The sequence below is a fragment of the Arthrospira sp. PCC 8006 genome (assembly GCF_046480465.1).
Taxonomy (GTDB): Bacteria; Cyanobacteriota; Cyanobacteriia; order Cyanobacteriales; family Microcoleaceae; genus Limnospira; species Limnospira platensis.
Genome location: NZ_PKGG01000512.1, coordinates 1 through 634 on the forward strand (window position 1 = coordinate 1; position 634 = coordinate 634).

Sequence of the window (634 nt, forward strand, 5' to 3'; positions counted from 1 at the left end):
GCACTGGGAATGGGATATAACTATGAAAAACTACCGACCCCGGGTGAAATATGCGATCGCATTAAAACAATTTGGTCAGATCCTATTTATGAAAAATGGTCGGGAGCCGGAGTTAATGCAGCTAGGCGCTTACCTCATTTAATTGCTCTTGGTAGAAAGGTATTTTTGGGTTGATGAAAATCCGAACTACGGAACAATTAATTGATAAGCTAGGTGAGGATTTGGCTTGGCGTAAGCGAGAATTGTCAGCTATTAAATCTTTGGTAGAAACTAAAAGTTTTTCGCAACCCAAACATCAAGTATTAGTTCGCAGTGCTATATGTATCCTTTATTCCCACTGGGAAGGTTTTGTCAAGTCAGCATCTAACTATTATGTAGAGTATGTTAGGCGACAAGAGTTAACCTATCAGGAGATTTCTAGCAATTTTTTAGCCTTAGCTATGAAAGAACAACTGAAAACGGCTAAAGAAACTAATAAACCATCATTATATATACCAGTTTGTGAATTTTTTATTTCCCAGCTAGACCAGAAATGTATTTTACCTAAAGACCAAGATACCATATCTACTGGATCTAATTTATCCTCGGAAGTGTTAAAAGAAATAACCGCGATTCTGGGATTAAATTTTGATGT

At 36.8% G+C, this 634-nt stretch carries 1 protein-coding gene; it reads left to right on the plus strand.

All coding sequences use genetic code 11. The features are described 5' to 3' along the window. Positions 1-173: 173 nt before the first annotated feature. A partial coding sequence (locus B9T16_RS29115; protein ID WP_410246440.1) for an MAE_28990/MAE_18760 family HEPN-like nuclease occupies positions 174-634 on the plus strand: 461 nt, incomplete at its 3' end.